The 21,499-nt window shown below is 73.1% G+C and carries 16 protein-coding genes and 1 pseudogene; 10 read left to right on the top strand and 7 right to left on the bottom strand.

What is annotated here, in order from left to right:
* Positions 1-112 precede the first annotated feature (112 nt).
* A complete protein-coding gene (gene lon / locus MID12_RS08070; protein ID WP_040248403.1) occupies positions 113-2,581 on the bottom strand; it encodes an endopeptidase La in 2,469 nt (822 codons plus the stop codon).
* A gap of 606 nt (positions 2,582-3,187) precedes the next feature.
* Between lon and MID12_RS08075 the strand changes: the two genes are divergently transcribed.
* From MID12_RS08075 to MID12_RS08100, 6 genes are all read left to right on the top strand, one after another.
* Positions 3,188-3,655, top strand: coding sequence for a GNAT family N-acetyltransferase (locus MID12_RS08075; RefSeq protein ID WP_263172972.1), 468 nt, complete (start codon positions 3,188-3,190; stop codon positions 3,653-3,655).
* Positions 3,656-3,828: 173 nt separating this feature from the next.
* On the top strand, positions 3,829-4,515 hold the full coding sequence (locus tag MID12_RS08080) for a spermidine synthase (protein WP_040256590.1): 687 nt from the start codon (positions 3,829-3,831) through the stop codon (positions 4,513-4,515).
* Positions 4,516-4,629: 114 nt separating this feature from the next.
* Entirely contained in the window at positions 4,630-5,370 is a 741-nt protein-coding gene (locus MID12_RS08085; RefSeq protein ID WP_040248405.1) for a response regulator transcription factor, read from the top strand.
* 10 nt (positions 5,371-5,380) lie between these two features.
* The gene (locus tag MID12_RS08090; RefSeq protein ID WP_040248407.1) at positions 5,381-6,517 is read left to right on the top strand and encodes a sensor histidine kinase; all 1,137 of its coding nucleotides are present in this window, start codon (positions 5,381-5,383) and stop codon (positions 6,515-6,517) included.
* A gap of 280 nt (positions 6,518-6,797) precedes the next feature.
* On the top strand, positions 6,798-10,628 hold the full coding sequence (locus tag MID12_RS08095; RefSeq protein WP_263165675.1) for a multifunctional oxoglutarate decarboxylase/oxoglutarate dehydrogenase thiamine pyrophosphate-binding subunit/dihydrolipoyllysine-residue succinyltransferase subunit: 3,831 nt from the start codon (positions 6,798-6,800) through the stop codon (positions 10,626-10,628).
* Positions 10,629-10,789: 161 nt separating this feature from the next.
* Entirely contained in the window at positions 10,790-10,972 is a 183-nt protein-coding gene (locus MID12_RS08100) for a DUF6104 family protein (protein WP_040248411.1), read from the top strand.
* A 120-nt stretch (positions 10,973-11,092) separates the two neighbouring features.
* On the opposite strand, the gene MID12_RS08105 is transcribed toward MID12_RS08100, so the two are convergent.
* Positions 11,093-11,959 (bottom strand): SGNH/GDSL hydrolase family protein, encoded by an 867-nt coding sequence (locus tag MID12_RS08105; protein ID WP_107071288.1) that lies wholly within the window; start codon positions 11,957-11,959, stop codon positions 11,093-11,095.
* Positions 11,960-12,227: 268 nt separating this feature from the next.
* Here MID12_RS08105 and MID12_RS08110 point away from each other — a divergent pair, with 268 nt between their 5' ends.
* Positions 12,228-13,670: a PucR family transcriptional regulator gene (locus tag MID12_RS08110; protein WP_263165679.1), complete on the top strand. Its 1,443-nt coding sequence runs from the start codon at positions 12,228-12,230 to the stop codon at positions 13,668-13,670.
* A gap of 791 nt (positions 13,671-14,461) precedes the next feature.
* Here the strand turns inward: MID12_RS08110 and MID12_RS32395 are convergent.
* Positions 14,462-14,872: pseudogene (locus MID12_RS32395) on the bottom strand (hypothetical protein); the annotation flags it as partial.
* Between the two features lie 183 nt (positions 14,873-15,055).
* On the opposite strand from MID12_RS32395, the gene MID12_RS08120 reads away from it, so the two are divergent.
* Both MID12_RS08120 and MID12_RS08125 read left to right on the top strand, forming a co-directional pair.
* Complete coding sequence (locus tag MID12_RS08120) at positions 15,056-15,907, top strand: DUF4097 family beta strand repeat-containing protein (RefSeq protein WP_263165683.1); 852 nt, start codon at positions 15,056-15,058, stop codon at positions 15,905-15,907.
* A gap of 1 nt (position 15,908) precedes the next feature.
* On the top strand, positions 15,909-17,039 hold the full coding sequence (locus MID12_RS08125) for a PadR family transcriptional regulator (protein WP_263165685.1): 1,131 nt from the start codon (positions 15,909-15,911) through the stop codon (positions 17,037-17,039).
* A 260-nt stretch (positions 17,040-17,299) separates the two neighbouring features.
* Here MID12_RS08125 and MID12_RS08130 read toward each other — a convergent pair whose 3' ends face one another.
* Both MID12_RS08130 and MID12_RS08135 read right to left on the bottom strand, forming a co-directional pair.
* Entirely contained in the window at positions 17,300-17,875 is a 576-nt protein-coding gene (locus MID12_RS08130) for a Clp protease N-terminal domain-containing protein (RefSeq protein ID WP_263165686.1), read from the bottom strand.
* Positions 17,875-18,084: a helix-turn-helix domain-containing protein gene (locus MID12_RS08135; protein ID WP_040248424.1), complete on the bottom strand. Its 210-nt coding sequence runs from the start codon at positions 18,082-18,084 to the stop codon at positions 17,875-17,877. The genes MID12_RS08130 and MID12_RS08135 overlap by 1 nt, the downstream gene beginning before the upstream one ends.
* Before the next feature lie 239 nt (positions 18,085-18,323).
* Between MID12_RS08135 and MID12_RS08140 the strand changes: the two genes are divergently transcribed.
* Positions 18,324-18,890 carry a MarR family transcriptional regulator gene (locus MID12_RS08140; RefSeq protein WP_263165689.1) on the top strand — a complete coding sequence of 189 codons (567 nt, stop codon included), beginning with the start codon at positions 18,324-18,326 and terminating at the stop codon, positions 18,888-18,890.
* Positions 18,891-18,964: 74 nt separating this feature from the next.
* Here the strand turns inward: MID12_RS08140 and MID12_RS08145 are convergent, their stop codons facing one another.
* Both MID12_RS08145 and MID12_RS08150 read right to left on the bottom strand, forming a co-directional pair.
* On the bottom strand, positions 18,965-19,927 hold the full coding sequence (locus MID12_RS08145; protein ID WP_263165691.1) for a zinc-binding dehydrogenase: 963 nt from the start codon (positions 19,925-19,927) through the stop codon (positions 18,965-18,967).
* A 241-nt stretch (positions 19,928-20,168) separates the two neighbouring features.
* Positions 20,169-21,392, bottom strand: coding sequence for an NADP-dependent malic enzyme (locus tag MID12_RS08150; protein ID WP_263165693.1), 1,224 nt, complete (start codon positions 21,390-21,392; stop codon positions 20,169-20,171).
* Positions 21,393-21,499: the final 107 nt, after the last annotated feature.

The raw sequence follows: 21,499 nt of genomic DNA on the forward strand, positions 1-21,499 counted from the left end.
ACGGGCCTCCCTCCGGTGCAGTGAGGGAGGCCCGTTGCCGTGCGCGGGGCCGGTGCGGGAGCGGGAGCGGCGGGAGGGGTGCGGCGGGCAGCCGCCGCACCCGGCTCCGGTCTCAGGCCGCGACCGGGATCCGCTCCGCCCCGTCCGTCGCGGGTTCCAGGGCGAGTTCGAGCACCTGGCGGACGTCGGTGACGGCGTGCACGTCGAGCTTGTCGAGCACCTCCGCCGGGACGTCGTCCAGATCGGCCTCGTTCCGCTTGGGGATCACCACCGTGGTGATCCCCGCCCGGTGCGCGGCGAGCAGCTTCTGCTTCACCCCGCCGATCGGGAGGACCCGACCGGTCAGCGAGACCTCACCGGTCATCGCCACATCGGTCCGTACCAGCCGGCCGCTCAGCAGCGAGGCGAGGGCGGTGGTCATGGTGACACCGGCACTCGGCCCGTCCTTGGGCACCGCGCCCGCCGGGAAGTGGATGTGCACGCCGCGCTCCTTCAAGTCCGCGACGGGCAGCTCCAGTTCGGCGCCGCGCGAGCGCAGGAAGGAGAGCGCGATCTGCGCCGACTCCTTCATCACATCGCCCAGCTGGCCGGTCAGGGTCAGCCCCGCGGCCCCGGTCTCCGGGTCCGCGAGCGAGGCCTCCACGTAGAGCACGTCGCCGCCCGCCCCGGTCACCGCGAGACCGGTGGCCACGCCGGGCACCGAGGTGCGCCGCTCCGCCGGGTCCTGGGCGGACTCGGGCACATGGTGCGGGCGCCCGATCAGCGCGCGCAGATCGGTGTCGGCGACCGTGAACGGCAGCTCCCGCTCGCCCAGTTCGTGCTGGGCCGCGATCTTGCGCAGCAGCCGCGAGACCGAGCGCTCCAGGTTCCGCACGCCCGCCTCACGGGTGTACTCCCCGGCCAGCTTGCGCAGCGCGCCCTCCTCGATCTCCACCTCGCTGGGCTCCAGGCCCGCCCGCTCCAGCTGGCGCGGGAGCAGGTGGTCCCGGGCGATGACGACCTTCTCGTCCTCGGTGTAGCCGTCGAGCCGGACCAGTTCCATCCGGTCGAGCAGCGCCTCCGGGATGGCCTCCAGGACATTGGCGGTGGCGAGGAAGACCACGTCGCTCAGGTCGAGTTCGACCTCCAGGTAGTGGTCCCGGAAGGTGTGGTTCTGCGCCGGGTCGAGCACTTCGAGCAGGGCCGCCGCCGGGTCGCCCCGGAAGTCCGAGCCGACCTTGTCGACCTCGTCGAGCAGCACCACCGGGTTCATCGAACCGGCTTCCTTGATCGCCCGCACGATCCGGCCGGGCAGCGCGCCCACGTACGTACGCCGGTGGCCGCGGATCTCCGCCTCGTCCCGTACGCCGCCGAGGGCGACCCGGACGAACTTGCGGCCCATGGCGTGCGCGACCGACTCGCCGAGCGAGGTCTTTCCGACGCCGGGCGGGCCGACGAGGGCGAGCACCGCTCCCCCGGCCCGGCGGCCGCCGCCGGTCTCCGCCTCCTTGCCGCCGCTGATCACGCCGAAGCCGCGGTCGGCACGGCGCTTGCGCACCGCCAGGTACTCGGTGATGCGCTCCTTCACGTCCTCCAGGCCCGCGTGCTCGGCGTCGAGCACCGCCTGGGCGCCGGAGATGTCGTAGGCGTCCTCGGTCCGCTCGTTCCACGGGAGTTCGAGGACGGTGTCCAGCCAGGTGCGGATCCAGGAGCCCTCGGGGCTCTGGTCGCTGGACCGCTCCAGCTTCTCGACCTCCTTGAGCGCGGCCTCCCGTACCTTCCCGGGCAGGTCCGCGGACTCCACCCGGGCGCGGTAGTCGTCGGACTCGTCCTCGGCGCCCTCGCCGTTCAGCCCGCGCAGCTCCTTGCGGACCGCGTCCAGCTGGCGGCGGAGCAGGAACTCGCGCTGCTGCTTGTCGACGCCCTCCTGGACGTCCTTGGCGATGGACTCCGCCACCTCCTGCTCGGCCAGGTGCGCCCGCAGCTGCTCGGTGGCGAGCTTCAGCCGCTCCACCGGGTCGGCGGTCTCCAGGAGCTCCACCTTCTGGGCGGTGCTCAGGAAGGGCGAGTACCCGGAGTTGTCGGCGAGCTGGGAGACCTCGTCGATCTGCTGGACCCGGTCCACCACCTGCCAGGCGCCGCGGTCCTTCAGCCAGCTGGTGGCGAGCGCCTTGTACTCCTTCATCAGTTCGGTGACCGCGCCCGGCAGGGGCTCCGGCACCTTCTCCTCCAGGGCCAGGCCCTCCACCCACAGCGCGGCGCCGGGGCCCGTGGTGCCCGAGCCGATGCGCACCCGGCCGCGGCCGCGGATCAGCGCACCGGGGTCGCCGTCGGACAGCCGCCCGACCTGCTCCACGGTGCCGAGCACACCGGTGCTCGCGTAGGTCCCGTCGATCCGCGGGACGAGCAGCACCCGCGGCTTGCCGGGCTCCTCGCGCGCGGCGGCCTGGGCGGCCTCGACGGCGGCCCGGACCTCGCCCTCGCTCAGGTCCAGCGGAACCACCATCCCGGGCAGCACGACCTCTTCGTCGAGCGGCAGCACGGGCAGGGTGAGCACCGCGGACGACTCGGGCGCCCTGAATTCACCGGACTCAGCAGCCATGATCTCCCCTTCGGCAGTCAACTTGAGCTATGCCGACTCAATGCTTGTGAGCCGGAGAATGTTCCCCTGGGGGTGTTCGCTGTGAGCGATCGGACAGCGGCGGGGAGCACGCGGGCCGTATCCACCGGGTTCTCCCGTATCCACCGGATTCAGGGCAGCAACCGGGCCCCACCGGAAATTCCGGCGACAGCCGCTCCGCGCCCGGCTACGCTCCTGGGCGCGCGCGGCGGTTCAGCCCGCGCGGTCCGCGCCGGGCCCGGGAAGCACCGGGCGCCGCAGGGCGGGGAAGAGCAGAGGCCCGGCAGCACGGGCCGGGGAGCGGAAGAGGGAGGCCGAGGCCATGGCTTGCCGGACGGCACTTCCGCATGCCCTGACCCGGGCCTCCTGAACGGACGACGCACCGCCCGGGTCTTCTCCGCCACAGACCTGGAGTTCCACGTGTCCACTCCTTCTTCTCCCGACCCGTCTTCTTCCTCCGGCCCGTCCTCTTCCGGCCCTTCTTCTTCCGGCCCTTCTTCCCCTGCCTCCTCCTCCCCGGCCGCCGCTGCGTCCTCCGCCGCGTCCACTCCTCCTCCCTCCCCCTCTCCCACTCCCACTCCCTCCTCTCTGGTGACCGCCCGCCTCGTGCTGCGGCCCTGGGCGGAGGCCGAGCTGCGCGCGGTGTGCTCCGGTGACCGGCTGCCGGGCTGGGCGCCGGACTTCCCCGCCGAAGGGGATCAGGTGATCGCCGGTTTCCTCGCCGGGCAGCCGGCGGCGCGCGGCGAGTGGGGGCACCGGCTGGTCACCGAGCGGGAGGGCGGGCTGGTCGTCGGTTCGATCGGCCTTTTCTGGCCACCGTCCGCGGGCTCCCTGGAGATCGGCTACGGCATCGTCGCCTCCCGCCGGGGCCGCGGCTACGCCACCGAGGCCACCGCCGCCCTGGCCGCCCACGGGCTGCGGGCACCCGGGGTGCACACCGTCACCGCCCAGGTGGAGACGGCCAACCCGGCCTCCGTACGCGTACTGGAGAAGGCCGGAATGCTGCTGGTGAGCAGTGCCGACGGGGTGGCGCGGTACGCGCTCGGCACCGGCTGAGCCGGGGGCCGCACCGCGGCCCGCCGCACCCGCGCCCGGTCCCCGCGCCGTTCCGCCGCGCCGGGACCGGGCGCACCGGCGGGGGCCGGGGCTCCGGGACCCGGGCCGTCGGCGGTCCGCACGGCCGGGGTCCGGATTCGGCCGGTGCGCGCGGCGTGCGGCACAGTGTCGCCATGTACTCCGCCTCACCCGCGGGCGAGCCGCAGGTACTCGACCGCCGCACCGGACCGCACGGCGAAGTGGTCCTGCGCCGCCACGGCGCGCTGCTCCAGATCATCGCCAACGGCTGCTTCCTGATGGACACCTCCGACGGCCGCTCCGAGCGGCTGCTCGTCGACGCGGCGCTCGGCGCCCTCGACGACCGCCCGCGGCCCGCGCTGCTCCTCGGCGGCCTCGGCGTGGGCTTCTCGCTGGCGCACGCCGCCGCCGAGCCGCGCTGGGGGCGGATCACCGTGGTCGAGCGCGAGGACGCCATCGTCGACTGGCACCGGGACGGGCCGCTGGGCGAGCTGTCCGCCGCCGCCCGCGCCGACGCCCGTACCGCGATCGCGCACACCGATCTCCTCGCCCACCTGCGCGATCCGGCGGCGCCCCGCTACGACGCGCTCTGCCTGGACATCGACAACGGCCCCGACTGGACCGTCACCGAGGACAACGACGGCCTCTACTCCCCCGCCGGGCTGGCCGCCTGCGCCCGCAGGCTTACCCCCGGCGGGGTGCTCTCTGTATGGTCCGCACAGCCTTCCCCGGCGTTCGAGTCGGCATTGCGGGACGCCGGGTACGAAGAGGTACGTACCGAGGAAATCCCGGTCGCCCGGGGCGTTCCGGACGTGGTGCATCTCGCGGTGAGGCCTGGATAGCGGCGGGGTGGTCACTGCCCGTACGCTGCTGGGCATCACCGGATCATTCAAACGTGAAGCGCAACGTGGAATCCTTCTTCCCGGATTCCGGAAAGCACAGTCAGGGGCGGGGCGATGGAGCAGACACAGACCTCCCACAACGGCGCGGGCAGTGCCGCGCCGGGTGCACAGCGGCGGGTCCTGGTGGTCGAGGACGATCCGACGATCGTCGACGCCGTCTCCGCCCGGCTGCGCGCCGAGGGGTTTCTGGTGCAAACCGCGGGCGACGGTCCCTCGGCCGTCGACACCGCCGAGGCCTGGCAGCCGGACCTGCTGATCCTCGACATCATGCTGCCGGGCTTCGACGGTCTTGAGGTCTGCCGCCGGGTGCAGGCGCAGCGTCCGGTGCCGGTGATGATGCTCACAGCGCGCGACGACGAGACGGACATGCTGGTCGGCCTCGGTGTGGGCGCCGACGACTACATGACCAAGCCCTTCTCGATGCGCGAGCTCGCGGCCCGGGTGCACGTGCTGCTGCGCCGCGTGGAGCGGGCCGCGCTCGCCGCCGCCACCCCGCGCAGCGGCATCCTGCGCCTGGGCGAGCTGGAGATCGACCACTCGCAGCGCCGGGTGCGGGTGCGCAGCGAGGACGTCCACCTCACCCCGACCGAGTTCGACCTGCTGGTCTGCCTCGCCAACACCCCGCGCGCGGTGCTCTCCCGCGAGCAGCTGCTCGCGGAGGTCTGGGACTGGGCGGACGCCTCGGGTACCCGTACCGTCGACAGCCACATCAAGGCCCTGCGCCGCAAGATCGGCGCCGAGCGGATCCGTACCGTGCACGGCGTCGGCTACGCCCTGGAGACGCCGACGCCATGACGGCACGACGATGAGCCACCCGGGCGCCCCGCGCAGGGCGGGCGGCCTCCGCTCCCGGACCCTCTCCTCGCGGCCCTTCTCGGTGAAGGCGAAGCTCGGCACCCTCGTGGTGGTCTCGGTGTTCATCACCACCGGGCTGCTGATGATCGCCGTGCGCACCGAGACCGAGCTGCGCTTCATCACCGTCTTCTCGGTGATCGCCACCCTGCTCCTCACCCAGTTCGTGGCGCACTCGCTGACCGCCCCGCTGGACGAGATGAACATCGTCGCCCGGTCCATCTCCAACGGGGACTACACCCGCCGGGTCCGCGGCGCCGACCGCCGCGACGAGCTGGGCGACCTGGCCTCCACCATCAACCGGATGGCCGACGACCTGGAGGCCCAGGACCGGCAGCGCAAGGAGCTGGTGGCGAACGTCTCGCACGAGCTGCGCACCCCCATCGCCGCGCTGCGGGCGGTCCTGGAGAACGTCGTGGACGGCGTCTCCAGCGCCGACCCGGAGACCATGCGCACCGCCCTCAAGCAGACCGAGCGCCTCGGCCGCCTGGTCGAGACCCTGCTCGACCTCTCCCGCCTGGACAACGGCGTGGTGCCGCTGAAGGCCCGCCGCTTCGAGGTCTGGCCCTATCTCTCGGGCGTGCTCAAGGAGGCCAATATGGTGGCCTCCCAGCGCGCCGGGATCGCCTCCGGCTCCGGCCGGCACACCCGTACGGACGTCCATCTGCACCTGGACGTCTCCCCGCCGGAGCTGACCGCGCACGCCGACCCGGAGCGGATCCACCAGGTGGTGGCGAATCTCATCGACAACGCGGTGAAGCACAGCCCGCCGCACGGCCGGGTGACGGTGCGCGCCCGCCGCGGCCACCATCCGGAGTCGCTGGACCTGGAGGTCCTGGACGAGGGCCCCGGCATCCCGGAGTCGGAGTGGCACCGCGTCTTCGAGCGCTTCAACCGGGGCAGCCACGGCGGTGACCCCGGCAACCCCGCCAAGAGCCACGGCTCGGGCAGCGACGGCGGCACCGGCCTCGGCCTCGCCATCGCCCGCTGGGCGGTGGATCTGCACGGCGGCGCGATCGGGGTGGCCGAATCCTCTCGGGGCTGCCGGATCCAGGTCACTCTTCCGGGCCTTCCGCATCCATCGGGTTGACGTAGGGTTCGAAGCGGAAGATCGGGATCCGCGGCCGGGCCGCCGGAGAACGCCCTGGACAGGGCCCGCGAGCGGTCCACCGGGCGGCAGGGCCCGTACTTCGGCGTTGCCGACTGCATCAAACCGCGTTTGTTTCCCGCCATTTCCACGCCTGAAACACGCATTCTGATGTGACTTACACGACGGATGAGCCGCCCGGCCTGCATCCGGGCGTCAGGGGGGCGTAGCCTTTATTTCCGCTGTCCATCACCTTGTGAAGCGGAAGAGGGCGGTTGCCGCCGTGTCGCCACAGTCCCCCAGTAACTCGACCTCCCCCGGCCTGAAGCCGGGCGGGACCCCGACCACTGACCAAGACGGTCAGGGGAAGAACCCTGCTGCCGCCTTCGGTCCGAATGAGTGGCTCGTCGACGAGATCTATCAGCAGTACCTCCAGGACCCGAATTCGGTAGACCGCGCCTGGTGGGACTTCTTCGCCGACTACAAGCCCGGGGGCGGTGCCACCCAGGCCAAGCAGACCGCCGCGCCCGCGGCCCAGGCCCCCGCCGCACCGAGCGCCCCGGCCCAGGCCCCGGCGCCCGCGGCCCCGGCCAAGCCGGCGCAGACCGCTCAGCCCGCGCAGGCCGCTCCGGCGGCTGCCACGCCCGCGAAGCAGGCGGCCCCGGCCGCCAAGCCCGCCGCCGCTCCCGCCAAGGCCGCCCCGGCGGCCAAGGCCAAGGAGGAGCAGCCCGCGGCCGAGGCCCCGGCCGGTCCCGAGCTGGTGACGCTGCGCGGCCCCTCGGCCGCCGTCGCGAAGAACATGAACGCCTCGCTGGAGCTGCCGACCGCCACCTCGGTCCGCGCGGTCCCGGTGAAGCTGCTCTTCGACAACCGGATCGTCATCAACAACCACCTCAAGCGCGCCCGGGGCGGGAAGATCTCCTTCACGCACCTGATCGGCTACGCGATGGTGCAGGCGATCAAGGCCATGCCGTCGATGAACTACTCCTTCGCACAGAAGGACGGCAAGCCGACCCTGGTCAAGCCCGAGCACGTCAACCTCGGTCTCGCCATCGACCTGGTCAAGCCGAACGGCGACCGCCAGCTCGTGGTCGCCGCGATCAAGGCCGCCGAGACGCTGAACTTCTTCGAGTTCTGGCAGGCCTACGAGGACATCGTCCGCCGCGCCCGCGACAACAAGCTGACGATGGACGACTTCTCCGGCGTCACCGTCTCGCTGACCAACCCGGGCGGCATCGGCACCGTGCACTCCGTGCCGCGCCTGATGCCCGGCCAGGCCGTGATCATGGGCGTCGGCGCCATGGAGTACCCGGCGGAGTACCAGGGCACCTCCCAGGACACCCTGAACAAGCTCGGCATCTCCAAGGTCATGACGCTGACCTCGACCTACGACCACCGGGTCATCCAGGGCGCCGCCTCCGGCGAGTTCCTGCGCAACGTCGCGAACCTGCTGCTCGGCGAGAACGACTTCTACGACGAGATCTTCAAGTCGCTGCGCATCCCGTACGAGCCGGTGCGCTGGAACCGCGACATCGACGCCTCGCACGACGACGACGTCACCAAGGCCGCCCGGGTCTTCGAGCTGATCCACTCCTACCGGGTGCGCGGCCACGTCATGGCCGACACCGACCCGCTGGAGTACATGCAGCGCAAGCACCCCGACCTGGACATCGCCGAGCACGGGCTCACCCTGTGGGACCTGGAGCGCGAGTTCGCGGTCGGCGGCTTCGCGGGCAAGACCCTGATGAAGCTGCGCGACATCCTCGGCGTGCTGCGCGACTCGTACTGCCGCACCACCGGCATCGAGTTCATGCACATCCAGGACCCCAAGCAGCGCAAGTGGATCCAGGACCGCATCGAGCGCCCGCACTCCAAGCCCGAGCGCGAGGAGCAGCTGCGCATCCTGCGCCGCCTGAACTCCGCGGAGGCCTTCGAGACCTTCCTGCAGACGAAGTACGTCGGCCAGAAGCGCTTCTCGCTCGAAGGCGGCGAGTCCGTCATTCCGCTGCTCGACGCGGTGCTCGACTCCGCCGCCGAGAACCGGCTCGACGAGGTCGTCATCGGCATGGCCCACCGCGGCCGCCTGAACGTCCTCGCCAACATCGTCGGCAAGTCGTACGCGCAGATCTTCCGCGAGTTCGAGGGCAACCTCGACCCGAAGTCGATGCACGGCTCCGGCGACGTGAAGTACCACCTGGGCGCCGAGGGCACCTTCACCGGCCTGGACGGCGAGCAGATCAAGGTCTCGCTGGCCGCGAACCCCTCCCACCTGGAGACGGTCGACCCGGTCATCGAGGGCATCAGCCGCGCCAAGCAGGACATCATCAACAAGGGCGGCACGGACTTCACCGTCCTGCCGGTCGCCCTGCACGGCGACGCGGCCTTCGCCGGCCAGGGCGTGGTGGCCGAGACCCTGAACATGTCGCAGCTGCGCGGCTACCGCACCGGCGGCACGGTCCACATCGTCATCAACAACCAGGTCGGCTTCACCGCCGCCCCGGAGTCCTCGCGCTCCTCGATGTACGCCACCGACGTGGCCCGCATGATCGAGGCGCCGATCTTCCATGTGAACGGCGACGACCCCGAGGCCGTCGTCCGGGTCGCGCGGCTGGCCTTCGAGTTCCGCCAGGCGTTCAACAAGGACGTCGTGATCGACCTCATCTGCTACCGCCGCCGCGGCCACAACGAGTCGGACAACCCGGCCTTCACCCAGCCCCTGATGTACGACCTGATCGACAAGAAGCGCTCGGTGCGCAAGCTCTACACCGAGTCCCTCATCGGTCGCGGCGACATCACCCTGGAGGAGGCCGAGCAGGCGCTGCAGGACTTCCAGGGCCAGCTGGAGAAGGTCTTCACCGAGGTCCGCGAGGCCGTCTCGCACCCGGGCGAGGCCCATCTCCCGGACCCGCAGGCCGAGTTCCCGGTGGCGGTGAACACCGCGATCTCCCAGGAGGTCGTCAAGCGCATCGCCGAGTCCCAGGTCAACATCCCCGAGCGGGTCACCGTCCACCCGCGCCTGCTGCCCCAGCTGCAGCGCCGCGCGGCCATGGTCGAGGACGGCACCATCGACTGGGGCATGGGCGAGACCCTCGCCGTCGGCTCGCTGCTCCTGGAGGGCGTCCCGGTCCGGCTCTCCGGCCAGGACTCCCGGCGCGGCACCTTCGGCCAGCGGCACGGCGTCCTCATCGACCGGGAGACCGGCGAGGACTACACCCCGCTCTTGTACCTCTCCGAGGACCAGGCCCGGTACAACGTCTACGACTCCCTGCTCTCCGAGTACGCGGTCATGGGCTTCGAGTACGGCTACTCGCTGGCCCGCCCCGAGTCCCTGGTGATGTGGGAGGCGCAGTTCGGCGACTTCGTCAACGGCGCGCAGACCGTCGTCGACGAGTACATCTCCGCGGCCGAGCAGAAGTGGGGCCAGACCTCCGGCGTCACCCTGCTGCTCCCGCACGGCTACGAGGGCCAGGGCCCGGACCACTCCTCGGCCCGTATCGAGCGCTTCCTCCAGCTGTGCGCGCAGAACAACATGACGGTCGCCATGCCGACCCTGCCGTCGAACTACTTCCACCTCCTGCGGTGGCAGGTGCACAACCCGCACCACAAGCCGCTGGTGGTCTTCACCCCGAAGTCGATGCTGCGCCTGAAGGCCGCCGCCTCGAAGACGGAGGAGTTCACCTCGGGTCAGTTCCGCCCGGTCATCAGCGACGACAGCGTGGACCCGTCGGTGGTCCGCAAGGTCGTCTTCTGCGCGGGCAAGCTGTACTACGACCTCGACGCCGCGCGGAAGAAGCGCGAGGCGAACGACGTGGCGATCATCCGCCTGGAGCGCCTGTACCCGCTGCCGGGTGCCGAGCTCCAGGCCGAGATCGCCAAGTACCCGAACGCCGAGAAGTACCTCTGGGCGCAGGAGGAACCGGCGAACCAGGGTGCCTGGCCGTTCATCGCGCTCAACCTGATCGACCACCTGGACCTGGCGGTCGGTGCCGACATCCCGCACGGCGAGCGGCTGCGGCGCATCTCGCGCCCGCACTCCTCGTCCCCCGCGGTCGGCTCCGCCAAGCGCCACCAGGCCGAGCAGGAGCAGCTGGTGAACGAGGTCTTCGAGGCCTGAGCCAGGTCCTCCCGGACCTGAGCCGCCAACCGCGGACAGCGACCGAGGGCCCGCTCCCACCGTGCAGTGCACGGCGGGGGCGGGCCCTCGGGCATGTCCCCACGCCCCCGGCCGCGGCCTACGATGGGGGGCGGCACATCCGTCCCCCTCAGGAGCTTGCGTTGTACTTCACCGACCGTGGCATCGAGGAGCTGGAGAAGCGGCGCGGCGAGGAGGAGGTCAGCCTCGCCTGGCTGGCCGAGCAGCTGCGCACCTTCGTGGACCTCAACCCCGACTTCGAGGTCCCCGTCGAACGCCTGGCGACCTGGCTGGCCCGGCTGGACGACGAGGACGAGGACGAGTGAGTACGGGGCGCTGCCGCTGAGGGGGCCTCGGACTTCGACGGGGCCTCGGTCTCGGGCGGGGAGCCTCGGCCTCCGACGGGGAGGTCCCCGGAGTCCCGGCCGCCCCGCCCCGCGCGGACCCTAGCCCTCGACGGCCCGCGCCAGCGCCTCGCCCACCGCCTTGGAGCCCGCCCCGTTGGGGTGCAGCGGAGCCGCGGGAGCGGTCGGGACGAGGCCTTCCAGGTGGCGGTCCCCGGGGGCGGCGCAGGCGTCGTGGCCCCGGGTCGCCGCGTAGGCGTCCACGAAGGAGGCGCCGTGGCCCGCGGCCTGCTCCCGCAGCGCGGCGCTCAGCTTGTCGACGGAGCGCTGGAGGTAGTCGCCGTCCCGCGCCCAGATCGGCTGGGTGGGCCAGCAGCCGCCCTGCCGGATGTAGTCGCCGTAGCCGACCACGAAGACCCGGGCCCGCGGGGCGCGCCGGTGGATCTCGTCGAGCGCCTTGCCCAGCTGCGGTGCCCAGGCGGCGACGGCCTCGCCCAGCTGGTCGCCGCCGCCCTTGGTATAGCGGTCGGCGCAGCTCGAACCGAGCGGTTCCGGCGCCAGGTTGACGCAGCCGAGGGCGGCCGCGACCAGGTTGGTGTCATTGCCGCCGACGGTGAGGCTGACCAGGTCGGTATCCGCGCCGAGTGCCTCGTACTGCGGGGCCACCACACCGAACTGCCGTCCCGCGAGGTCGCCCACCTTCGCCCCGGAGCAGCTGACGTCGTCCAGCTCGGCGCCGAGGCGCTCGGCGGCGACATCCGGGTAGCCGGAGCGGGAGGCCAGGCACAGCGGGTGGGCGAGGTCGGGCGCCGGTACCAGCGGGGCGGCGGCGAAGGAGTCGCCGAGCGCCACATAGTCGAGCGGCTCGGCGGCGCGGCCCGGGGTCACCAGGGCCGCGGAGATCAGGGCGGCGCATCCGGCGGCGACCGCGAGGCGGCGCGCGGTCCGTGCGGGGGTACGGGAGGGCATGGGGCTCCTTCGGTCCTTGTGCCGCGCCACGGTGCGGGGCGCGGCAGAGGGCGTTGGTCGAGGCGCCCGGCGGCGGTGCCGCGCTCACCGGGCCGCACCATCCTGGGGCGCGGGCGGCCCGAGAGCGCCGGGACGGCGGCCAGCCTTGCGGGGGCGCTGTTGTGACGGGTCACAGTGCGGCGGCGGTACGGGCGGCTCCCTGGCAGCGGGCCCGGGCCGCGTGCTAGTCCTGGCGGGACCACGAGAAGGACCACGAGCGGGGGCGCCCATGACGACGAGCCGTACGGGGCGTACGAGCCCCGCGCCGGGCACCGGATCCGGCCGGGTGCCGCCCCAGGCGCCGCCGTTCACGCTGGCGGGCCGCCCGCTGCACACCCTCCTCACCTCCCGCTCCCGCCCGCTGGTGGACGCGGTGGTCGCCCGGCTCGCGGGCGAGGTGCCGACGTACTCGGCGCTGCCCCCGGAGGCGCTGCGCGGGGAGATCGCGCGGATCGTCGAGCTGAACATCGCCCTCTGCGCCGAGGTGCTGCGCACCGGTGAACTGCCCGGCCCCGAACAGCTCGCGGGGCTGCGCGAGGGCGCGGCCCGGCGGGCGGAGGAGGGCGTGCCGCTGGAGGCGGTGGTGAGCGCGTACCACATCGGGGTGCAGCTGTGCATGGACGAGGTGCTGCGGGAGGCGGCCCCGGCGGACCTGCCCGCGGTGCTCGGCGCGAGCGCGCTGGTCCTGCGCTATCTCCAGGTGATGACCTCGGCGGCCTCCGGCGGCTACGTCCAGGCGCGCCAGGCCTCCTTCGGCGACGAGTACATCGCCCGCCAGGCCCTGCTCTCCGCCCTGCTCGACGGCGCCGACCCCACGGGCTCCGCCGCCGCGGCCGGGGTGCCGCTGCCCGAGTGCTACCTCGTACTGAGCCTGGCGGTGGGCGCGCACCCCGACGAGCGGGCCAGCGGCGTCAGCACCACGGTGGCGGCGCGGCGCAAACTCCGCCGCCTGCGGGTCGAGTTGGAGCGCCATGTCGAAGGCGCCGTCCTCTCGGTGCTCTCGCCCGAGGGCGGCCTCGCCCTGGTCCCGCACCCCGTCCCGCCCGAGGAGGTGGGCGCCGGGGACTGGGACTGGCTGGCCGGGGTGCTCGACCACATGAGCCGGGTCAGCGGGGCCGCGCTCACCGCGGGCGCGGCGGCCGCCCGCCCCCGGGACGTCGGGGCGGCGGCCCGCCTCAGCGGCGAGGTGCGCGAGGTGGCGGCCGTCTTCGGCCGCGAGCCCGGGCTCTACCGGCTCCAGGACGTCCTGCTCGAATACCAGCTGACCCGCCCCGGCCCCGCCCGCGCCGAACTCGCCGCCCTGCTCGCCCCGTTGGCGGGACAGCACGGCCTCCTGGACACCCTGCGCACCCACTTCGCCTGCGCGCTGAACCGCCGGGCGACCGCGGCCCGGCTCCAGGTCCACCCGAACACCGTCGACTACCGGCTCCGCAAGATCGCCGCACTGACCGGCCTGGACACCAGCACCGCCGCCGACCTGCCCCGGATCAGCGCGGCCCTCGCCGCCCTGGACGCGAGCGGGGGCGAGGCGGAGGGGACGCGCCCGGGGCCCGCCGCGGGAGGGCCGGGGGCTCCGGGGGTCACGGGAGCCGCGGGGGTCGTGGGAGCCGCGGGGGTCACCGGCGCAGGTGGAGTCACCGGCGCGCCCGGCGGAGGAAGGACCGAGGGCTGAGCCGCCGGTCCTCAACTCCGGTGCCTGCCGGGGCCCTTGAGCGCGTACGCCCACCGCAGGCCGCCCTCGGCCGCGAGCACAAGCCCGGCCGCGGCCCACCCGCCGTTCCTGCGGGCGGCGCCCCAGACCAACAGGGGCAGTCCGAGGGCCAGTTGAGCCGGGCCGAGGAGGTGTGCGGGCAGTCCGCCAGGGGACGGTACGGGGCCGTCCTCACGCCCGGTCCCGCGCCCGGTGCCGAGTGCGGCGCGCGCCTCCGCGTAACCGGCGAGCCACGAGGCCTCACCGTGTTCACCGCGCAGCGCCTCGCGCCGGCTCCGCCCGCCCCGCTGCTCGATCTGCTGCGCCTCCGGCTGCACCCGGGCCACCTCGCGCAGCCGGTCCGCGGTGTCACCGGGCGCCAGTCCGGCGGGCAGGGCCAGACCGGCGTGCCCGAGCACCCGCACCAGGGCGGCGAGGCGGGCCCTGGCATCGGCCGCCGGGTCGGGGCGGGTCAGCGCGCGGAGGGCGGCGCGGACGGGGTCGCTGCCCGGGTCGTTGCCGGGGGACGCGGCGGACGGGGCGGGCTCCGGCGTCGGGGGTTCGGCGGAGGCGGGCTGCACGGGGGCGTCGGCTTGCCCGAGTTCCTCGGCCTGCCCGGACTCGGGGGCGCGCCCGGACTCGTAGACCCGCCCGGACTCGGAGGCCTGCCCGGACCCAGAGGCCTGCCCGGGCTCAGAGGTGGTGGCCCGGCCGGTTGCGGGGGCGGTGGGCCGCCCGGGTGCGGAGGTGGCCGGCCGCCCGGCCGGTGCGTCGTCGAGGCCGAGGCGGGCGGCGAAGGTCCGCATGGCCTCGTCCTCGCCGACGGGGGTGCCGCTCGCCAGCCATTCGTAGCCGACCGTGCGGCGGAAGCCGGAGGCCAGCGTGTAGCCGCCGCGCTCGGTGTCCCACCACAGGGCGAGGACGGGCCAGTCGGCGCCCACGGCCAGCGCGGTGGCCCAGCCGGTGAGCACCCGGTCGACGGCCTCCCCGCCGTGCAGCCAGGGCTTCCCCTCGGGGACGAGCGCGCTCCAGCCCTCCCCCGCGGGCACCAGGAGCATGCGTTCGCCGAGCAGCTGCGCGAGCGGAGCCACCTGCGCGGGCGCCGCCCGGCACAGGAGCAGCGCACCGGCGGCGCTCGCGGAGGTCTGCGGGGCCGCGGACGCGGCGGGTACCTGGGAGGACATGCCGTCACCGTAAGCCAGTTCGCACGGGTCGGTACGGGGCAATTGGGCCGTACCGGGCACAGGGCCCGCGGCCCCGCACCCTCGCGAACTCGGCTCTTGACTTTCCGTGACCGAGATATATCGTGTGAGTCGAGACGCGATAGTGCGCGTCACGCCCCGGGTCGGTCGAGGAGGTCAGCACCCATGTCCGAGTGGTCAGTCGCGGAGCCGCAGAGGCTCTCCTTCGACGCTCCCGTGACGGCACTGCAGGTACGCATCGTCAACGGAACGGTCAACGTCGTCGGCACCGAGGAGAGTTCCGCCCGCCTGGAGGTCTCCCGGATCGAGGGCCCACCACTGCGGGTGACCGAGCAGGACGGCACCCTGACCGTCGCCTACGAGGACCTGCCCTGGAAGGGCTTCCTCAAGTGGCTGGACCCGCGGGGCTGGCGGCGGCACGCGGTCGTCTCCCTGGCGGTCCCGGCCGACACCGGGGTCGAGGTCGGCGTGGTGGGCGCGACGGCGGTGATCTCGGGCATCCGCGGCGAGACCGCGGTCCGCGGGGTCAGCGGCGAGACCACCCTGGTCGGCCTCGGCGCGGCGGTCTGCGCCGAGACGGTCTCCGGGGACGTCGAGGCCCAGGGCGTCACCGGCGAGCTGACCTTCCACTCCGTCTCCGGCGACCTCACCCTCCTCGAAGGCGCGGGCGCCGTGCAGGCCGTCTCGGTGAGCGGCTCGCTGACCGTGGACCACGAGCGCGCGGACCCGCCCGCCCGCATGGAGCTGAGCACCGTCTCCGGCCGGATCGCGGTGCGGCTCCCCCATCAGGCGGACGCGGAGGTCGAGGCCGGTACCACCTCCGGCGCGGTCTCCAACGCCTTCGAGGACCTGCGGGTCAGTCCGGCCTGGGGGCCCCGGGGCATCAGCGGCAGACTCGGCCGGGGCAGAGGCAGGCTCCGGGCCACCAGCGTCTCCGGCCCGATCGCCCTGCTGCGCCGGGCCCCGGAGGACGAGCCCGAGGCCCCGGTCGCCACCAGCGGGAAGAAGGTGCTCTGAGATGGCCCCCGTCTTCGCCCACGGCCGCCTGCGCCTGTATCTGCTCAAGCTCCTCGACGAGGCCCCCCGCCATGGCTACGAGGTGATCCGCCTCCTGGAGGAGCGCTTCCAGGGCCTCTACGCCCCCTCCGCGGGCACCGTCTACCCACGGCTGGCCAAGCTGGAGGCCGAGGGCCTGGTCACCCACACCACCGAGGGCGGCCGCAAGGTCTACGCGATCACCGACGCGGGCCGCGCCGAACTGGCCGAGCGCAGCGGCGAACTCGCCGAACTGGAGCTGGAGATCCGGGAGTCGGTCGCCGAACTCGCCGCCGAGATCCGCGACAACGTCCGCGGCGCCGCCGGTGACCTGCGCCGCGATATGCGCGCCGCGGCCAAGGAGGCCCGGGTCAAGAGCGGCGGCCAGGGCGGCAGGGCCAAGCCGGGCGGCTTCCCCGAGGCCTCGGACTTCCTGGACGGCAGCTGGGGCGACAAGGAGGCCTGGCGCGAGGCCAAGGAGGAGTTCAAGCGCGCCAAGCAGGAGTGGAAGGAGCAGGCCCGCCGCGCCAAGGACGAGAGCCGCCGCGCCCGCGAGGAGGCGGAGCAGGCCCGCCGCCAGGCCAAGGAGGCCCAGGCGCAGGCCCAGCGGGATGTCCAGCGGCTCGCCCGGCAGGTACAGGAGCAGGTGCAGGACCACTTCGCCCGCGGCGACTGGCCCACCGGCATACGCGAGGGACTCTCCGAACTCGCCCGGGAATTCGGCGACTTCGGCAAGGGCTTCGGCAAGGAGTTCGGCTTCGGCGCCCCCGGCTCCAGCTCCGGCCCCGGTCCTGCCGCCCCGTCGGAGCCCGGCCCCGCCGCCGGAGCGAAGGAGGGGCCGACCGCACCGCCGGTCCCCGAGCCCGTCATCACCCCGGGCAGCGACACCGACTTCCGCCTCGGGTACGAACCGGCCTGGGCCCATGAACCGTTGGGCGAGGATCCGGCCCGCGCCCTGGACCGCCTGCTCGACCGCTTCCGCGACGACATCCGCGACGCGGCCCGCGACCACGGCGTGACGGAGGAACAGTTCCGGGAGACCAGACGGCAGTTGTCGACCGCGGCGGCCCATATCGCGGCCACGCTCCGGGCGCCGTACAGCCGGAAGGAGTGAGGGGGCCCGGGGGGCTGGGGGGCGTCGGGACCGAGGGGCGCCTGTCCGGGCAGGCGGGCGAGAGCCGATGGCCATCGGCACCGAAGGCCACTCGGCCCGGCAGGTCGGCCGGACAGGTCAGTCGGACAGGTCGGCCGGACAGGTCAGTCGGCCGAGCAGGAAGCTCGCAACCCACCGCTCCCGACAGGCAGACCTCAGCCCACCTCAGCCCCCTCGCCCTACGCCTCAGCCGACCTCCGTCTCAGCCGACGACGCTCACCTCAACCCGCCTTCGCCTGCCCCCGGTTCTCTCCCCCGCCGTAGAGGATCCGCTCCACGGAGGCGTAGGTGACGCCGTGGTCGGCAAGGGCCTCGGCGACGGCGCCCGGCTGGGTGGTGAGGGCGAGGAGCAGGTGTTCGTCCCCGATCCGCCGCTCGCCGCGCGCGGTGACGATGCGCAGCGAGCGTGTGAGGACGTCCTTGGCCTCCTTGCCGAAGGGGCGCCGAGGGCCGAAGAGGGAACGCGGCCTGGGGCTGTCGGCCAAGGCCCCTTCCCCGTGGACGTCTTCGACGCGCGAGACCACGGCCTCCACATCGATGCCCAGTTCCGCGAGGGCACGGCTGTCGGCCCCCGAGAGCCCGGCCCGCCGACGGGACAGGTCGAGGGCCCGCTCCAGCGAAGCCCGCCGCTCCGGAACCCCCAGCGCCGCCAGTACGAAGGCGCCCCGGCTGCCCTCCCCGTCCAGGAGCGCGCGCAGCAGATGCGCGCTCTCCACCCGGCGGGAACCGGCCCGGTCGGCGTGGTCCAGGGCCCCCTTCACCACGTCCTCCGCGCTCCGGGTGAACCTCTCGAACATCACTGCCTCCCGTACTTCTTGTGCACGGCCTGCCTGCTGACGCCGAGTTCGGCGGCGATCTCCTGCCAGGACCAGCCCTGGTTGCGCGCGCTGCGCACCTGGACGGCCTCCAACTGCTCCAGGAGCCGCCGGAGCGCCGCCACGGCACGCAGGCCGATCCGCGGGTCCCGGTCGCCCGCCCGCTCGGCGAGATCCGTTGCTTCGGTCATGGCGTCAATGATGGTTGACAAGAGAACACCTGTCAATCGAAGTTGACAAGCGGAGGGGACTCACCGGCGCCCCCGCTCACCCGTCCGTCCGCTCGCCCGCCCGTCCGCTCGCCCACTAACCGCCAACCACCAACCGCCCTTGACCTCAAGCAAAGTTCAGGTCCTAGCGTCGAGCGCACAGCAATCAGCAATCAGCACAGCGGCAGCCCGGCAGCAGAGGGCGCGGAAGGCAGGGGAAGATGCGGTTCTCACACAGTGACGCGGAGCTCGTCCAGCAGCCGATCGGCTACTGGAGCTGGGCCGCGCACAAGGCCGTCGTGACCCATATCCGCACCGGGCTCGCCGCGCACGGCCTCACCCAGCCGCAGTGGTGGATCCTCGCCCAGGTGGCCAGGAGCGAGGCGCCCCTGACCGGCGCGGAGGTCGTCGCGGTCCTGGAGGGCTACCTCGACGTCGGGGCCTCGCCCCTCGTGGCCGACCTGCGCACCCTGCGCACCCGGGGCCTGCTCACCACCACTCCCCCGGCCGCGGACGCCCGCGCCGCCACTCCCCGGGCCGCAGACGCGGACGCCACCGCTCCCCCGGCCACGGACACCACCCAGGAAGCGGAGCCGGACGAAGCCCTCCTCGCCGCCTCACTCGCCCTGACCGAGGAGGGCGCCGAGACCTTCGCGAACTGCGCGGCCTTGCAGCAGCGGATGCGGGCCGAGATCCACGAGGGCATCAGCGACGAGGAGTACCTCCTCACCCTGAAGGTCCTGCAGCGCATGATCCACAACACCGGCGGCAAGGCCTGGCACCACTGACCGCGGCGCCCGCGCCCCTCCCCCGGACCGCGCAGGCCCCCTCGAACAGCGCCGGCCTCCTGCCGCGGACAGCCTCAGACCGTGAACACGATCTTCCCGAACAGGTCCCCGGCGGCGAGGCGTTCGAGGCCCTCGCGGGTGCGGTCCAGCGGCAGGGTGTCCTCGATGATCGGGCGCAGGCCGGTGTTGGCGCAGAAGGCGAGCAGGTCCTCCAGCTCCTCCTTGGTGCCCATGGTCGAGCCGATGACCTTGAGTTCGTGGAAGAAGATCCGGGTGAGCTCGGCGTGCGAGGGGCGGTCGCCGCTGGTGGCGCCGGTGATGACGACGGTGCCGCCGGGCCGCAGGCTCTTGATGGAGTGCGACCAGGTCGCCGCGCCCACCGACTCGATGACCGCGTCCACCCGGTGCGGCAGCCGCGCGCCCGACTCCAGGGCCTCCACGGCGCCGAGTTCGAGGGCGCGCCGGCGCTTCGACTCGTCCCGGCTGGTGGCGAAGACCTTGAGCCCCGCCGCCTTGCCGAGGGCGATCGCCGCGGTGGCCACCCCGCCGCCCGCGCCCTGGACCAGGATCGAGTCACCCGGCCGTACCCCGGCGTTGGTGAAGATCATGCGGTACGCGGTGAGCCAGGCGGTGGGCAGGCAGGTGGCCTCGGCGAAGCTGAAGCCCTTGGGCTTGGGGAGGACGTTCCAGGTCGGGACGGTGACCTGCTCGGCGAAGGTGCCCTGGTAGCGCTCGGTCAGCAGGGAGCGCGGCTCGTCGGGGCCGACGCCGTGCCCGGTCTGGCCGATGACGGAGTGCAGGACGACCTCGTTGCCGTCCGCGTCGACGCCCGCGGCGTCGCAGCCCAGGATCATCGGGAGCCGGTCCTCGGTGATCCCCACCCCGCGCAGCGTCCACAGGTCGTGGTGGTTGAGGGAGGCCGCTCTGACGTCGACGGTGGTCCACCCGGGACGGGACTCGGGGGCGGGCCGCTCCCCCAACTCGAGGCCGCTCAGCGGCTGGTCACGGTCGATGCGGGCGGCGTAGGCAGCGAACATGGACCTGACGATAGGTCCGGCGCCGCCGTGAAGGAACGCCCACCCGGTGTGACACGCGCCGCGCCCGCACCCTCTCGGCCACGCACCCGGCACCGTACGGCCGCCCGGCCCCACCACACCGTGGAGCACCCCGGCCCAAAGTCCCCCGTACTCCGCCGAGTTGCCCCCGAACGCGCCGGGAGGGCCCTGCCACCGGCAGGACCCTCCCGTACAGCACACCCCCCGAAGTGCGGCTCCGGTGTCAGCGGCGCGCCACGCCCTCCGCCCGGGCCGCGGCCGCGACGGCGGCGGTGACGGCGGGGGCGACCCGCTCGTCGAAGGGCGAGGGGATGACGTAGTCGGCGGAGAGTTCGTCGCCGACGACGGAGGCGAGCGCCTCGGCGGCGGCGATCTTCATCGCCTCCGTGATGCGGCTGGCGCGCACCTGGAGGGCACCGGCGAAGATGCCCGGGAAGGCGAGCACGTTGTTGATCTGGTTCGGGAAGTCCGAACGGCCCGTGGCGACGACCGCCGCGTACTTGTGGGCGATGTCCGGGTGGACCTCCGGGTTCGGGTTGGCCATGGCGAAGATGAAGGAGTCCTTCGCCATGCTGGCCACCGCGGACTCGGGGACCGTACCGCCGGAGACGCCGATGAAGACGTCGGCACCGGCGAGGGCGTCCGCGAGGGTGCCGCTCAGTCCGGCCTTGTTGGTGATCGCGGCGAGTTCCTGCTTGACCGGGGTGAGGTCGCCGCGGTCGGCGCTGACCACGCCCTTGCTGTCCGCGACGGTGACATCGCCGATGCCCGCCTCGAGGAGGAACTTGGCGATCGCGACACCGGCGGCGCCGGAACCGGAGATGACCGCGCGCAGATCGCCGAGCGAGCGGCCGGTGAGCCGGACCGCGTTGCGCAGGGCCGCGAGGGTCACGATCGCGGTGCCGTGCTGGTCGTCGTGGAAGACCGGGATGTCGAGGCGCTCTTCGAGCTTGCGCTCGATCTCGAAGCAGCGGGGCGCCGAGATGTCCTCCAGGTTGATCCCGCCGAAGGAGGGCGCGAGCCGGGCCACCGTGTCGATGATCTCGTCGGTGTCCTTGGTGTCGAGCGCGATCGGCACCGCGTCCACACCGCCGAACTGCTTGAAGAGGATGGCCTTGCCCTCCATCACGGGGAGGGAGGCCTCCGGCCCGATGTCCCCGAGGCCGAGCACCGCGGTACCGTCCGTGACCACGGCGACGACCTGCGACTTCCAGGTGTAGTCGTGGACCAGTTCCGGCTTCTCGGCGATCGCGGTGCACACCTTCGCGACGCCGGGCGTATAGGCGAGGGACAGGTCGTCCCGGTCGCGCACGGGAACGGTGGCCTGGACGGCCATCTTGCCGCCGCGGTGCAGGGCGAACGCCGGATCGAAGTCATCGAGAGGCTCGGCGGCGCCTGCCTGGGCCGTACTGCTGTCGCTGCGAGGATTGACGATCTCCGCTGCCACTGGTGTTACCCCTTAAATCTGCATGGTTGAGGGTGACCACTCCTGGTTGAGGAGCGGGCGGGCACCGCGCCGGACCCTGATGCCGTGGTGTACAGGTCCGTCCGCGA

The sequence above is a fragment of the Streptomyces sp. SCSIO ZS0520 genome (genome assembly GCF_025643355.1).
Lineage (GTDB): Bacteria > Actinomycetota > Actinomycetes > Streptomycetales > Streptomycetaceae > Streptomyces > Streptomyces physcomitrii.